This window comes from Sphingobacterium mizutaii, assembly GCF_900187125.1.
Taxonomy (GTDB): Bacteria; Bacteroidota; Bacteroidia; order Sphingobacteriales; family Sphingobacteriaceae; genus Sphingobacterium; species Sphingobacterium mizutaii.
Window position 1 is genome coordinate 2,240,878 of sequence record NZ_LT906468.1, and the last position, 12,074, is coordinate 2,252,951.

The 12,074-nt window shown below is 36.4% G+C and carries 15 protein-coding genes; 12 read left to right on the forward strand and 3 right to left on the reverse strand.

Annotated features, from left to right (window positions below; all coding sequences use genetic code 11):
- Nucleotides 1-313 precede the first annotated feature (313 nt).
- The gene (locus tag CKW03_RS09590; protein WP_093096167.1) at nt 314-730 is read right to left on the reverse strand and encodes a nuclear transport factor 2 family protein; all 417 of its coding nucleotides are present in this window, start codon (nt 728-730) and stop codon (nt 314-316) included.
- 2 nt (nt 731-732) lie between these two features.
- Entirely contained in the window at nt 733-1,101 is a 369-nt protein-coding gene (locus tag CKW03_RS09595; RefSeq protein ID WP_093096168.1) for a hypothetical protein, read from the reverse strand.
- 127 nt (nt 1,102-1,228) lie between these two features.
- Between CKW03_RS09595 and CKW03_RS09600 the strand changes: the two genes are divergently transcribed.
- The 7 genes from CKW03_RS09600 (at nt 1,229) to CKW03_RS09630 (ending at nt 5,992) form a co-directional block, all read left to right on the forward strand.
- On the forward strand, nt 1,229-2,242 hold the full coding sequence (locus CKW03_RS09600) for an AraC family transcriptional regulator (RefSeq protein WP_093096170.1): 1,014 nt from the start codon (nt 1,229-1,231) through the stop codon (nt 2,240-2,242).
- Nucleotides 2,243-2,387: 145 nt separating this feature from the next.
- Nucleotides 2,388-2,984, forward strand: coding sequence for a TetR/AcrR family transcriptional regulator (locus CKW03_RS09605; protein ID WP_236736453.1), 597 nt, complete (start codon nt 2,388-2,390; stop codon nt 2,982-2,984).
- Nucleotides 2,985-2,991: 7 nt separating this feature from the next.
- On the forward strand, nt 2,992-3,444 hold the full coding sequence (locus tag CKW03_RS09610) for a hypothetical protein (RefSeq protein WP_093096172.1): 453 nt from the start codon (nt 2,992-2,994) through the stop codon (nt 3,442-3,444).
- A 15-nt stretch (nt 3,445-3,459) separates the two neighbouring features.
- Nucleotides 3,460-4,035, forward strand: coding sequence for a cytochrome b/b6 domain-containing protein (locus CKW03_RS09615; RefSeq protein WP_093096173.1), 576 nt, complete (start codon nt 3,460-3,462; stop codon nt 4,033-4,035).
- 159 nt (nt 4,036-4,194) lie between these two features.
- The gene (locus tag CKW03_RS09620; RefSeq protein WP_093096177.1) at nt 4,195-4,701 is read left to right on the forward strand and encodes a hypothetical protein; all 507 of its coding nucleotides are present in this window, start codon (nt 4,195-4,197) and stop codon (nt 4,699-4,701) included.
- A 199-nt stretch (nt 4,702-4,900) separates the two neighbouring features.
- Nucleotides 4,901-5,770 (forward strand): SPFH domain-containing protein, encoded by an 870-nt coding sequence (locus CKW03_RS09625; protein ID WP_093096178.1) that lies wholly within the window; start codon nt 4,901-4,903, stop codon nt 5,768-5,770.
- Nucleotides 5,771-5,803: 33 nt separating this feature from the next.
- The gene (locus CKW03_RS09630) at nt 5,804-5,992 is read left to right on the forward strand and encodes a type II toxin-antitoxin system antitoxin (protein ID WP_093096180.1); all 189 of its coding nucleotides are present in this window, start codon (nt 5,804-5,806) and stop codon (nt 5,990-5,992) included.
- A 15-nt stretch (nt 5,993-6,007) separates the two neighbouring features.
- Here CKW03_RS09630 and CKW03_RS09635 read toward each other — a convergent pair whose 3' ends face one another.
- The gene (locus tag CKW03_RS09635) at nt 6,008-6,307 is read right to left on the reverse strand and encodes an LPXTG cell wall anchor domain-containing protein (protein ID WP_093096182.1); all 300 of its coding nucleotides are present in this window, start codon (nt 6,305-6,307) and stop codon (nt 6,008-6,010) included.
- A gap of 303 nt (nt 6,308-6,610) precedes the next feature.
- Between CKW03_RS09635 and CKW03_RS09640 the strand changes: the two genes are divergently transcribed.
- From CKW03_RS09640 to CKW03_RS09660, 5 genes are all read left to right on the forward strand, one after another.
- Nucleotides 6,611-7,597: a PLP-dependent cysteine synthase family protein gene (locus tag CKW03_RS09640; RefSeq protein ID WP_157739473.1), complete on the forward strand. Its 987-nt coding sequence runs from the start codon at nt 6,611-6,613 to the stop codon at nt 7,595-7,597.
- Entirely contained in the window at nt 7,584-8,630 is a 1,047-nt protein-coding gene (locus CKW03_RS09645; protein ID WP_093096186.1) for a DUF6695 family protein, read from the forward strand. Before CKW03_RS09640 ends, CKW03_RS09645 begins: the two co-directional genes overlap by 14 nt.
- Nucleotides 8,631-8,645: 15 nt before the next feature.
- Nucleotides 8,646-9,014, forward strand: coding sequence for an aspartate 1-decarboxylase (gene panD, locus CKW03_RS09650; protein WP_093096189.1), 369 nt, complete (start codon nt 8,646-8,648; stop codon nt 9,012-9,014).
- A 312-nt stretch (nt 9,015-9,326) separates the two neighbouring features.
- Entirely contained in the window at nt 9,327-10,010 is a 684-nt protein-coding gene (locus CKW03_RS09655) for a hypothetical protein (RefSeq protein WP_093096191.1), read from the forward strand.
- Between the two features lie 25 nt (nt 10,011-10,035).
- Nucleotides 10,036-12,072 carry a hypothetical protein gene (locus CKW03_RS09660; protein WP_093096192.1) on the forward strand — a complete coding sequence of 679 codons (2,037 nt, stop codon included), beginning with the start codon at nt 10,036-10,038 and terminating at the stop codon, nt 12,070-12,072.
- Nucleotides 12,073-12,074 lie beyond the last annotated feature (2 nt).

Sequence of the window (12,074 nt, forward strand, 5' to 3'; positions counted from 1 at the left end):
GAAGGTTCAGGGTACGTGTTTGGGGTTAGCGGGGCTGAACCACTCCCAGCGGGATCAGATCAAGAGAATACCCAAGGCATTGTGCCCGCTCGGGATTCGAATAATTACATGTTCCGGATTGGGCTCAGGGCCTGACGGACATGCACCGCAGGAATCAATTTTGGCTCGATCCAGAGAAGGTTCAGGGTATGTGTACGTGTTTGGAGTTTGCGGGGCTGAACCACTCCCAGCGGGATCAGATCAAGGGAATACCCAAGGCATTGTGCCCGCTCGGGATTCGAATAATTGTATGTTCTAGCGGTCAATAAGCCAGTCAGGAAATAAAACTATTCGAACTATTAAATGCATTTGAAACAGCAAAACTGTCCTCTAATAATGTATATTCCACTATTTTCATATTTTGAAGCTTAAAATGGATAAAGAAGATGGAGGTTACATTTTCATTAGTCTTCAACATTTTAGTTGTAAATGCCCCCTTTATCATAACATCATTTTGATCGCAAATTATCTTATGTATTTCAGCAGATATGGGTTGAGTTTCTGTCCAAAGGAGCTTGAAAAAATGTTGAACCTCTGCTTTACAGGTTCTAACTCCTAACCATTTTATTCTTTTTGTATCTCCGGGGATTTCCCAAGCTACTTCTTCTGCAAAAAGATTTACCATGTTTTTCAAATCTCTTGCCTGCATATACTTGAGGAAATCCTTAATAAATTCTCTTGTTTTATCCATCGTTACACTTTGTTTAAGGTCTTAGTTTGTAAATAGGCCATTAATCCCACCCAAGCAGCAACTGCTAGAATTATTGTAGATCCAACCATACTTATGGAAGAATACAACAGGGCTGTCGCAATTACGCTTAACAGAACCCAAGTGATGTCGATTCCTATAATAAATTTAGTCCATGCCTTGTCTTGGAGGTGCATAAAGACTGTAAAAAGGACGAAGAGGGAAAAGATAACTAAGAAAATTCCAACTCCAATAATTGGACCTGTATTGCTTACTTTAAATATGCTTGCTACCAATTTTGAATTGAGAGCAATCAATAAACCTGTCATTCCTGAACTGATAGCGTTTATCAGTAAAACATTTTTTAGTACCATAGTCTTTGAATTTGTTTCTACAAAGTTATCCTCTTAAACTGTGCTGCTAATTATCATTAGGCGACAATAGATTGACATCTCATGCCAATATTTGGACTTTTGATTGGTATCTTTATACTTTTAGACTATGGATTACAGGAAAATATTTTTGCAAGCATTGTTCGTATTTTGTAAAGAGAGAGGATTAAATATTGATAAACTGGCTTCGTTTGCTGGGTTTAAAATTCAAGACCTTCAGGCAAAATCAACGTTTAATGTTTCAAATCTTCAAATGGAAATCATTTGGAAGAACATCATCCATCTCTCAAAAAATGAATTGGCAGGTTTCCATTTTGGGACCTCCATGCAATTGGCAGCACTTGGCATAGTTGGTCAGGTCATCCAGATGAGCAGCACTGTAAAGGACGCATTAAAGCAGGCTTGTGCTATGGTTCATTTATTGACTGATTTCTATAGTCTCAAATTAGAGGAAAAGGATAAAACCTTTACTATCACTTTTGAAAAATTAGATGGACATTCCGATAAAGCAACTGCACAGGATCAGATGGGGGACTTTTTGTTGTCATTTATCCTTTATGAGGTAAAAGGATTGGTTCTCGAAAATCCTTTGCCAATCCAAGCGAGCTTCCCAACGTATAAAAAACAGTATCAGAAAGAGTATGAAGCTATTTTAGGTTGTCATGCCAAAAAGAGTGAAAACTACATCTTGGAATTCAAGAAGAAATACCTAAATACTAAAATCATCACGGCTAATTATGAAATTCAAAGTTTATTAATTGATAAAATTGGCTTATTACAGAATCCATCTTCTTTAAACGGCGACCTTTCAAAGAGAATCTTTAATTTTTTAATTGCTAATTCCTTTCTATTCTCCTTATCAATTGAATCTGTTTCTGGCAACTTCAATATTAGTGTAAGGACACTTCAAAGGCAGCTCAAACAAGAAGGTGTTTCTTATCTCCAAATTGTAGAGGAAGTAAGGAAATCTTTGGCAATAAATTACATCACCAACAGCGCCTCTTCGGTTAAGGAAATTTCCAGTATTCTAGGCTATGCAGAGTCTAGTGCATTTGTTAGAGCCTTTAAAAAATGGACCGGAAAAACAGCAACCGAATATAGGAAAAGTCAAATAATCCAATAGGAGTAGTGCAAAATACTAAACCAATAAATTGGTCCTATTTCTCTCTCCATAATACTTTCCTTAAAATCAATAGCTTTTTATGTATTTATCTGTTAAACAATACTTAACTTTGTTAGTGAATACTAACTAACATAATGTTGTTGATATGAAAATAGAAGGATATACAGATAGGCAAGTTGAGATCATAGAAGCTGCTACTCGACGAATAGACCAATATGGCATACAGAATTTGACCATCAAGAACCTAGCTTCAGATATCAATGTGACAGAACCCGCACTGTATAGACATTTTAAGAGCAAGAATGATATTCTTATGAGCTTGCTCAATTATTTTATCACAAGGATGGAAAATAGGATCTCAAGTATATCTCTTAATAAGGAGAAAAGTCCTTCTGAAAATCTTATTGATCTTTTCAATTTTCAATTTAAGACATTTACCGAGCGTCCGGCAGTGGTGAGTGTGATATTTGCTGAGAATATCTTCCATTTTGATGAAGGCCTGAGTCTTAAGGTTTCCCAGATCTTGGAATTGATGCAAGGTTATGTTGAAAAAAACATAGTAAAGGGGCAATTGAATGGTGATTTTAGTAAGCAGATCCATCCTTCTACTTTATCAACCATTTTATTGGGGGGTATTCGTCTTACGGTCCTCAAATGGAAATTGTCCGGAAATAAAACGGATCTGATCAAGGATGGTAAGGACGTGGTCAATGGAGTATTAAAAATGATTAAAACAAAATAAACAGAATATGAAAAAATTAATGCTATTGGGGATTAGCAGCATCTTATTTTGGAGCTGCCATCAAAATTCGGAACATGCACACAATCATGATGCAGAAAGCCATGCGGAGCATCAGCATAACCATGCTGAAGGACAACTGGAATTGAACAATGGGAAGAAATGGACAATGAATGAGGAGATGAAGCCATTCGTTTTGAAAGGGGTAGACCTTCTTCAAGTTTATTCTCAAGAGAAACAAACCGATAATGTGCGACTTGCCAAAGAATTAAAGGAACAGAATGATCAGCTCATTAAAAGCTGTACCATGGATGGAAAAGGGCACGATGAATTGCATAAATGGCTACACCCACACATGGAGTTGGTTAATGAATTAGAGGCTGAGAAGAATCCTGAAAAGGCCATTGCAATTGTTGCCAAGCTTCATGATTCCTATATGGAGTTCAGTAAATATTTTAATTAGGCTAAATATTCTATTATGAGCGCTCAACGAAAATTTTCAATTTTCCATCGCTTATTGCACTGGATTATGGCATTTGCTATGCCGGTTCTGTTCATTACAGGCTTTCTAAGGATGTATTGGATGGGCAAGAACAACATTATTCCTGTTTTGGAAAAGAATGTACCAGGAATTACAAAGGAGCAAGTTTCAGAGATTATCAAGGCTATCCGAGAACCGATGTGGGAATGGCATGAACTGTTTGCCCATATAATGATCTTTTCTTTTTTGGCAAGGATTATCTATATGTTGGTTAAAGGTATTAGGTTTCCAAACCCTTTTTTGAAAGCCCAACCATTAAAGGAACGCCTGCAAGGCTTGACCTATGTATATTTCTATCTCTTCGTACTGATTTCTGCAGTGACTGGTATCTGTATTGAAAAGGGCTTTTTTAGTCAATGGAAAGAAAGTATTGAATCGATCCATAAATGGGGAATTTATTGGTTTCCTATTTTTGTGGTCCTTCACCTAGTAGGGATTTTTATTGCTGAAAATTCAAATAAAAAAGGAATCACTTCTAAAATGATAGGAGGGGATAAGGAACCTAAACCTTAAGAAAATGTATGGTTTCAAAACAAAGAGCTTCTTTAGGATCTTCCTATAGAAGCTCTTTGTTTTTTTGAAATTTGCTGTGAATTATGGTTAGTGTTTGTGATTCAATACAAACAAATTCCTGTTTCATTTCTTTATTTTATATAAAATATTGATTGTACGATGAGAAAACTATTTATCCCCTTAATCTTGATTGGCTTATTATTGACAGCATGTAATAATAATACTTCTTCCAACCATGATGGAAATACAACAAATGACAGCATTGGAATCCCTGAAGAATCCCATATGGAACCTGTACCATTTGCCCTTGGACAGAATTACTTTGTGAAAAATAAAGTACCTGAAGATAAGAATGGCGCCTTTAAGCTGGAATCTCAAGAGGCATTTGACGAATTCTTTTCTCCTGCAGCTAGCATGGGAGACTCTGGAATACCCAGTAAGATTGATTTTGAAAAGGAGTTTGTTATAGCTATCATTTCAGCGAGTTCAGATCTAAAACCAAGCATTGATTCCATTTCATTGAACAAAGAAGGAGCGGAGCTATTATTGAAATATAAAGAGTCCTTCGGTGAAAAACAAAGTTTTACGATGAGACCTCAGGCGATTTTGATTGTAGAGAAAAAGTTTGATGGTACGTTGAAGCCTGAAGTAAGGAGTTCGTTGTAGGAACTTAACATATTAATGTACTGCTAAATAAGGATTTTATAGCTTTCTGTAAGGTAGAAGGAAGTTGTAGCCTTTATTATATCAGCCCCCATTGAATATTCCCCAATAGGGGCTTTTTTTATGATTTTTTCTTGGAAAAATAAACCAAAAAATCTATATATTTATGATATCAAAATAATATCATAATAAATCTAAAATTATGGAAAAGATCATTAAACCAACTTCAGGCTATTTAGCATTAGGGATTTTGTTTTTAAGCCTTTTAGGAATTATTTTTTCATTTATACAGATCGGTTCAAATGGGCAAATAGGATATGTGCCGGTATTGATCATTCTGTTTATTGTATTTGTCGTTATTATCAAAGGGTTGATTATCGTCAATCCAAACCATTCTCGGGTATTGAATCTATTTGGTCGATATGTAGGGACCATTAAGGCAAATGGATTATTCTTTATCAATCCCTTTTTTACAGCACAGAAAATCAGCCTTCGGTCAGAGAACCTACAAGGACAAACCTTGAAGGTAAACGATAAACTGGGAAACCCGATCGAGATTGCAGCGGTGATTGTATGGAAAATTGGCGATACCTACAAAGCAGCTTATGAGGTTCAGAGCTATATGGATTATGTACGGGTGCAGAGCGAGGCAGCAGTGAGGCATCTTGCTGTTAGTTTTGCTTATGATAGTTTTGAGGATGAAAATGCCGATTTGACCTTACGTGATGGGGGTGAGGATGTAAATAAAATCCTAGAATCTGAACTTTCCGCGCGTCTTTCCAAAGCAGGTGTAGTCGTTGAAGAAGCAAGGATTACCCATCTTGCTTATGCACCAGAAATTGCAGGTGCTATGTTGCAACGTCAGCAGGCATCAGCTATTGTTGCTGCACGGGCCAAGATCGTAGAAGGTGCTGTAGGGATGGTTGAGATGGCATTGCAAAAGCTATCAGACAAGAATATTGTCGAACTGGACGATGAACGTAAAGCGGCCATGGTCAGTAATTTGATGGTTGTTCTATGTGGTGAAAAGGCAGCTCAACCTATTGTAAATACAGGAACTCTTTATAATTAAGACAGAGTTGTTCCAAATAGTAAAGAAAGATTTATGAAAAAGAGTTTTGTGATCAGGATAGATGAAGAAACCTTTAAGCTATTGGAAGCATGGGCTCAAGATGAATTTAGGAGTGTCAATGGACAGATTGAGTTTCTGATACATCAAGGTTTACAGAAGTCTGGCCGTATGAAAAAATCAAAAGCAAAAAACACAAATGGATCAGTCAAAGATGATGACTGATCCATTCCATATCTTTTAATCCCTTCTGATATATTCCCTGTCATCATCCGTCATTTCATCGTCGTTGCTCAGGTACATTTGATCCTCAGTCGGATTGACGCTGTTTGTAATGCCATATTCTTTAGGATGCTTATTTTTTCTTCTAAATAAAATAGCACCGACAACTACTCCTAACAGAAAGAATATCCCTAGGATAATCAATTTGGAAGTTCGGATGTCTCCAAATAGCCAAAAAGATGCTTCCTCTTTGTTATTGAAAAGGACAATGGCTAATAAGGCCAATAATACAGCGATTACTATGGTCTTTGGTTTCATATCGATAAACTTTAACAACAAAACTATAAAAATAAGCTAGGATTTCAATTTTTAGTATGAATATGCTAATGCAGGACAGCGCATTATAGACTTTATTAAAAATTTATTGTAATTTTATTAAGTTTCCTAATATTAAAAGTTTTGAATAGTATTTCCTGGCAGTTAGGTTATTAACCTCGATTTTTTATCCAATTGGGATTGTATCAATACTGTTAATAAACTTTTTGGCACGTTTTAGGTTATTATAGTAGAATAATCTTAAGTATATTGACGTTAAATTATAAAAACTAAACAAAGGGAATATTGATAAAGGATTTTATTGGGAATACACCGTTACGAAGGGATGAATATTTATCCAAGCGTTATAGAACAAATATATTAATCAAAGAAGAGTTTTATAATCCTGGAAAATCATCCAAAGATAGGGCTGCATGGTTTATGGTCGAAGATGCCATTAAACGCAATAAAATAGTAGAAGGAGGAACCATTGTTGAAGCCAGTAGTGGTAATACAGGTATCAGCATAGCGCTTATTGCAAAGGAGCTAGGCTATAAATCAAAGATATTTGTTTCCGCTAGCTGTTCTGATGAAAAGATTAAATTATTAGAGAGTTATGGGGCGGAAATAGAACGCTGCGATAATTCAAATGGTTTACATGTTTTCAATTCTACTCAATATCTTGCGCAGGCGTTCTGCTCCAATAACCCAAATACCTATTTTACGAACCAATATTATAACTCGAACAATATCAAGGCACATTATAAGACAACGGGACCAGAAATTTGGCAACAGACTAATGCTGCTGTCACCCATGTTTTAGTAGGTGTCGGAACAGGTGGTTCTATTTCGGGTATCGGGCGGTTTTTAAAGGAGCATAATCCTCAAGTTAAGATTTGGGGAGTAGAACCTAAAAACTCTGTCTACCATTTGTTTATGGAAAACAAACCGATTCCTGAAGAAGAAGTTCGTTTTGATGCCATTGAGGGTATTGGCCGGACTTTTATCCCAGGAGCATTTGACAAACAGGTTGTGGACCATATTTTTCAAATCGGAAAGGATAAATCGGTCTCCATGGCCCATCAGTATTTGGAAGAACAGGGTGAATTGCTTGGTTTTTCTAGTGCCGCCGTGCTGGCTGCCTTGGACGAGAATGTTGATAAAATGGATTTAAAAGAAGATGATCAATTGGTGTTGTTCTTTCCAGACCATGGTAGTCGATATATTAATAAATTGTATCAGGATCATCATCCTCATAAAAAAATAAAAGAGAACTTTAATGCATCAATATAACGATATCGCAATTCCAATCGCTTGGCCAGACCAAACGGCTAGGGGTGATGAGTTATGGATGGCAGCATTAAAGAAATTAGGGGTTGTTAAGAACCTCAATTTCAAAGTTGGTCATGCAGCTATAGTTCTTATTGAAAGAAAAACAGGAGACCTCAGATATTTTGATTTTGGACGTTATATAGTCCCAAGAGGATTTGGTCGAGCGAGGTCCAGCGAATTTGATCCTAGGTTGGAGCTGTTCAGCAAAGCGAGGTTTTCCGCAGATGATCAACTGTTGAATTTCGAAGAGATTTTGATTGAACTTTCCCAGAAAGAGTCTGCCACACATGGAGCCGGGAGATTATTATGTTCAATAGCAGATAATATTTCCTTTCAAAAAGGGGTAGAATTTGCAGAATCCCTGGTGGATAAAGGACCGATTTTATACGGAGCTATTGCACCAAATAACAACAGTTGCTCTAGGTACGTTGCACAGATCTTGGTCAATGCCATGGAAAAGAACGATCCGCGGTGCAATAAGATTTTTTTTCCAGAATGTTTGAAAGCCAGTCCGACCAGCAACGTGGTCAATGCTGTACTGGATAACGAGATCTATTGTTATCATAAAGCTGTTTTGGAAAAGAAAAAAATGGGACGTTGGGAATCTTTAAGGTTCCAGATCGACCTCTTGAAACCAAATTTCCTGAGTTCAAGATCGCATGAAGTTCCAAACGATCTTTTGTTAGGATTCATAGAGGAACCTAAGCGCCCAAAGGATCTTCCTGCTTCTGCTGAATGGTTAGGAGGCTTGGGAGAAGGAGGTTGGTTTTCTATTTCAGTAAATAATGATGATGCTGAAATCTGTAAGTTTAACCATAAGGGCGAAGTTGAATATTCCGTGATTGGTAGTTCGGACATTGCCTATACTGATTTACATGATTTCAAGTTTAGTTATCATATACACCATAAAAAACATATAGTTAAACATAAGGATAAAGAAATAGTGTTTAAAACATTAGATATTAATAATTTAAATTTAAAACAGTCTATCTAAAAAGTACAATAAAAAATGGAATTAAAAATCTTAAAAGCAAAAATTCATACGGTAAAAGTAACAGAAGCAAATGTGAGTTATAATGGCTCGATCACCATCGATGCGGATTTATTAGATGCAGCTGGTATTGTAAAATATGAGCAAGTCTATATCAATAATGCGGTGAATGGCAGTCGTATCATGACTTATGTACTTCCTGGAAAGAGAGGAAGTGGTGAAGTCTGTATGAATGGTGGTGCAGCATTGCATGCCAAAGTAGGCGATACAGTGCACATTCTTTCCTTCGTGAACCTAAGTCCAGAAGAGGCGGAGACCTATCAACCGACTTTGGTCTTTACTGAAGGTAACAATGAAATTAAATCAGTAGAAAAATACAACTACTAAGGTATTGTTAATAAGGAGTTATAAGGCTGTCTACAATTTGTAGATGGCCTTTTTTGTTTGTTATGGCTGATAATACTGATATTTGTTAGGCTATCATACTATTAAACTTCCTCAGATCTGAGGGGCATGCTATGATTTAGCTAATAAAATGGAAGCTGAAAATATTGTTTATTTATATAATTATCGCATTCTGTTTCTTGTAGAATGGTTCATTAAGCATTAAGTTTAAAAATCACTGAAATCAGTGAATGATTATTGTGTTTAAGTTGATAATTTCGAAGATTGAAAATTTGGATTGCTAATACTATTAATATGTTGAATAAAATCAGGAAAATCGGGTTACTTGCTATCAGTTCTATTGTTTGTTTATTTCTTAGTTCCTGTTTTGATGTGGTCGAAGAGATCGATATGAAGAGTAATGGCAGCGGATCCATAGTAGGGACGTTGAACATGAGCAAAAGCCGTACAAAGGTTTCCTCCCTTATGAAATTAGATAAGATTGATGGATTTAAGATTCCTAATCAAGCAGAGATCAGGAAGGAAGTGGCAACGATCGTTCAGTTGTTAAAGAATACCAAAGGAATCAGCAATGTAGATTACAGGCTTGATTTTAATAATTATATTGCAAGTATTTCTTGCGATTTCCAAAACGTACAAGCTTTAAATTCCTATACGGAAACGCTATCTAAGCATTTCAAAACCAAGCTTAACAGTTACTCTAGCTATAGTTTTAATCCAAGTAATAAAACTTTCGTTCGAAACTATAAATATAGTACGGAAGCCAAAAAGGAATTTGACAAATTAAAGCCTGAGAATCAAAAATCATTTGATCAGGCATTTTATACCAGTATTTACCGTTTTCAAACCCCGGTCATTAAGCAGGACAATACGAGCGGTAAAGTTTCTGGAAACAAGCAAGCCGTGATGGTGAAGGTTTCAGTGCCTAGCTTGATCAATGGTAAGGCTAATCTATCTAACAATATCGTCCTTAAATAATTTAAGAATATCTAATAAAACATATATGAATAACTTGAAACTTGCCATCGCCTTATTGGCAGTAAGTCTGGGAGGGAATGTATATTCGCAAGATCTTTTGTCTAAGGTTCCTGCTGAATCTAAAGTGGTGGTCGCATTAAATGGGAAAGGATTTTTCAAACATGCGAGTGCCCAACAACTGAATGGTATCTTGAAAAGAGCTGGTCTATTTGAAAAAATTGCGGAAGACAACAGCAATTTTCAATCTGAGAATATTGAAGAATTAGGTATTGATATCCATGCCAAATCATATCTGTATTCCAATGTCAATGATAGCTTGCAGTTCCTCGGAGCAATGTTGCCATTAAAAGATAAAACGCAATTTGAATCGATCTTTCCTGAAGAATATACAATCGATGTGCAAGGTGACCTAAGTACCGTTTATAATGAAGATAGGACGCTCCGTATCAGTTGGAATCAAAATACTATTTTCCTGTTAACTGCTGTGCCAATGGACAACTATTTTAGTCGTGAGGACATCAAGCAGAAATTTGGACTTTTGGAAATGCCTGAGTACGATTATGCAGCAGATGACTATGACTATGATTACGACTATGATGCAGCGGATTCAATAGCAGTGGCAGCAGATAGTACCTTGGATTGGAACGCTTGGGAAGAAGCTGCGGACACTGTATATCAAATTGAGGAAGAAGCTCCAGTGGAAAGAGATACCTCAGATTTGTATAGTTTACCATTACCTCCCGAAAAAGTGGCTCAACCTGGGGAAGAAGGTTATATCGCACCACCGATGGTCCCGGATGAGTTTAAATACGTGGATTCTGTTTTGGAAAAAGATGAATACCAAGACGATTATTATTTGAAATACAGTCAGGCTTCTAATCACAATGACTCCATAAAGAACGTTTTTGTAAACCAAGAGGTCAATAACCTCATGGATCGAATTATAGCCGGAAACATCAAGAGTTATAAATCGAAAAAAATGTCATCTATGAAGGATAATGAACTGCTTAGAATAGAAATAGGTTCGTTTGATAGCTTGATGCACTTTTATTACCCAAGGAACCTGCTGTATGGATATATGAGTGGACAACCAAGTTTTGAATATGGCTACGAAAATATCAACAGTACTGTTGTGGTTGACGGCAATAGGATGAAGATCCTCGGCGATCTTAGCTTCGATAAGGAGATGACCAGGTTCTATAAGGAGATTTACAATAAGAAAATCAATCCTAAATTTTTGACCTACTTAAATGACGATGCATTAGGGTTCCTTTCTTTCAATGTCAATACAGAAGCTTACTTAACCCATATGCCTAGGATCGTACAACGAATTTATGGTGGAATGGATGGTAAAGTAGAGAAGATCATCGACCTATTCACTACCAGTATGGGAATTATCGTTGATGAAAAGGCTGTAGCAAAAGTTTTCAAGGGCGATAACCTATTTATCTTGAATGGAATTACCCAAAAAGAAGTGAAATATATTGACTATGAATATGATGATGATTACAACTATCAAGAGGTAGAAAAAACCAAAATGGAGAAAATCCCCAACTATTTGTGGATGTTCTCTTCCGATGATACCCGCATATTTGAAAAAATCTTTGCTATTTTAGAGATTGAGAACAATATGGTAAACCATGATGGAATCTATGAGATTGTTGGCGGAAAGGTTGATGAATTTGCTCCATACATCTTGATCCAGCAAGGGATAGTTTTCTTGGGCAATGATTTAGAGCAAATGCAACAGATCAAGGATAAAACCTTTAAAGGAAAACCAGGAAGATTTGCTGCTATCGCCAAGAAAAATAAATTCTCCATGTTGTTCAACACTAAAAAAGTTCCAAGTATGGTTGATGATCTGGATCTTCCGGTCCACCGTTCTATGGAAAGTGAACTGAAAGGCTTGTCTGAATATGGTGATATCTATATGATCAGCAATGGTATGAAAGGCAAAAATTTTACTTGGGAAGCGGGAGTGGATTTTCCTAATACCGGTAAAAATGCTTTAGATTATTTGCTCAATTCTATAGACCGTATCAGTAAGTCATTAAATGATTAACC

Coding starts and splice junctions, on each gene's coding strand:
- CKW03_RS09605 (WP_236736453.1), top strand. CDS start 2,388: ATGAAAATAGAAGGATATACAGATAGGCAAGTTGAGATCATAGAAGCT.
- CKW03_RS09630 (WP_093096180.1), top strand. CDS start 5,804: ATGAAAAAGAGTTTTGTGATCAGGATAGATGAAGAAACCTTTAAGCTA.
- panD (WP_093096189.1), top strand. CDS start 8,646: ATGGAATTAAAAATCTTAAAAGCAAAAATTCATACGGTAAAAGTAACA.
- CKW03_RS09615 (WP_093096173.1), top strand. CDS start 3,460: ATGAGCGCTCAACGAAAATTTTCAATTTTCCATCGCTTATTGCACTGG.
- CKW03_RS09590 (WP_093096167.1), bottom strand. CDS start 730: ATGGATAAAACAAGAGAATTTATTAAGGATTTCCTCAAGTATATGCAG.
- CKW03_RS09610 (WP_093096172.1), top strand. CDS start 2,992: ATGAAAAAATTAATGCTATTGGGGATTAGCAGCATCTTATTTTGGAGC.
- CKW03_RS09645 (WP_093096186.1), top strand. CDS start 7,584: ATGCATCAATATAACGATATCGCAATTCCAATCGCTTGGCCAGACCAA.
- CKW03_RS09635 (WP_093096182.1), bottom strand. CDS start 6,307: ATGAAACCAAAGACCATAGTAATCGCTGTATTATTGGCCTTATTAGCC.
- CKW03_RS09595 (WP_093096168.1), bottom strand. CDS start 1,101: ATGGTACTAAAAAATGTTTTACTGATAAACGCTATCAGTTCAGGAATG.
- CKW03_RS09655 (WP_093096191.1), top strand. CDS start 9,327: ATGTTGAATAAAATCAGGAAAATCGGGTTACTTGCTATCAGTTCTATT.
- CKW03_RS09660 (WP_093096192.1), top strand. CDS start 10,036: ATGAATAACTTGAAACTTGCCATCGCCTTATTGGCAGTAAGTCTGGGA.
- CKW03_RS09620 (WP_093096177.1), top strand. CDS start 4,195: ATGAGAAAACTATTTATCCCCTTAATCTTGATTGGCTTATTATTGACA.
- CKW03_RS09625 (WP_093096178.1), top strand. CDS start 4,901: ATGGAAAAGATCATTAAACCAACTTCAGGCTATTTAGCATTAGGGATT.
- CKW03_RS09600 (WP_093096170.1), top strand. CDS start 1,229: ATGGATTACAGGAAAATATTTTTGCAAGCATTGTTCGTATTTTGTAAA.